This window comes from Halomonas tibetensis (genome assembly GCF_042643535.1).
GTDB lineage: Bacteria > Pseudomonadota > Gammaproteobacteria > Pseudomonadales > Halomonadaceae > Halomonas > Halomonas tibetensis.
In genome coordinates, this window is sequence record NZ_JBHRSQ010000030.1 from 1 (window position 1) to 1,349 (window position 1,349).

1 protein-coding gene is annotated in these 1,349 nt (G+C 63.1%); it reads right to left on the reverse strand.

Going from position 1 to position 1,349, the window contains the following annotated elements; all coding sequences use genetic code 11:
* Positions 1-14: 14 nt before the first annotated feature.
* Complete coding sequence (locus ACFODV_RS15230) at positions 15-1,271, reverse strand: ISL3 family transposase (protein ID WP_379760938.1); 1,257 nt, start codon at positions 1,269-1,271, stop codon at positions 15-17.
* Between the last annotated feature and the right edge of the window lie 78 nt (positions 1,272-1,349).

The window sequence follows — 1,349 nt, forward strand, 5'->3', positions numbered from 1 at the left end:
GGCTCTTCGTCGTTTCATGTGGATTTGGCCCGATCAAGCATGCGCCCTACTGGGCTACCAATCAGGTAGATCATGGCGATGAAGTTGGCCTCGTTCCGGTAGCCGCGTGCACGTGACCTGGCCGCCTGGAACAGGCCATTCATGCCCTCCAGCCGCGCGTTGGTCAGACCGGAGAGCCAGCGTCTCACCACCTGCTCGGCATGCCGTTCCAGCGTGTTCAAGGCTTTCGCCATCGGCTTGAGCAGTGGCTGATCAGTGACCGCCTCGCGCATGACCTTGAGATAGTTCGTGATGCGCCACCGGGCACCCCGCGGCGTCGGCGCCTGCTGAATCCAGCGCAGCTTCTCCTTGATGATCCAAGCATCCGCCGTGGCACTCCGATCACTCACCAGCTCCTGGAGCGCGGTGATCTGGTTGGCCGTCAGGTTGCCGGCCTCGGTGTTCTTCAGCACTGCCCAGCGCAGCGCCTTGGGATGAGCTTGTTGGCGACGCTCTCTCTTGCGGACCTCGTCCAGCGCCTTGGTGAAGGTCTGCACGATATGGAACCAGTCGATGGTGACCTCGGCGCCGGGCAGGTGCTCGGCCACGCCACTGAGAAAGGCCTGGGACATGTCGCAGACCACTTCAACGACGTTGTCTGGGTCACCACCATGCTCGGCCAGAAAGGCGCTGAAGGCCTCGATAGTGGCCTTGCCATGACCGGGGATGGCGAAGATCACCGGCTCCTGCTTGCGCTGCATGTCGAGAAACACCGTCACATAGCGGTGACCGCGCCGAGAGGCCGTTTCATCCAGGCCGACAGCCTCGACCTTGGACAGGTCCAACTGACCCAGCATCCGTCCCACATAGTGGTGCACGATGCGCCACAGGCGCGTGTCGGAGATCTCCAGTTGCCGAGAGACGGCCAGCACCGGCATCTCCTTGACCAGTGACATGGCCGCCTGCTCGAACAGCAGGGTGAAGTCGCTGCCGGAGCGCGCCCAGGGCACCTCGATGCGCTTGACGCCATGCTCGGGGCACTTGGTGCGAGGCACCCGGGCATGCAGGTAGCAATGGTGCTGGAAGAAGTTCAGATGCCGCCAGGTCTTGTCGGCAAAGTCGTGGGCCGGACAGGCCTTGCCGCACTCAGGACACGGATAGAGGCTGCCTCGCTCGGCTTCGACATAGAGGTCCAGGCGGTGAGGCGACACGGAGGTATCCAGGTGCTGGTCCTTGAGAATCCAGGGCGCTTCCAGGCCCAGGCCGAGGGTCATAATCTGGGTGCCGTCCATGCCATGCCTCCTGTCCAGGTGGAGGTCATATCCTGGCCCAGCTCAGGGGGCGAATTCCACACCCAACGACGAAGAGCC

Excerpts from the sequence above, each read along its gene's own strand:
- ACFODV_RS15230 (WP_379760938.1), bottom strand. The coding sequence starts at position 1,271 with ATGGACGGCACCCAGATTATGACCCTCGGCCTGGGCCTGGAAGCGCCC.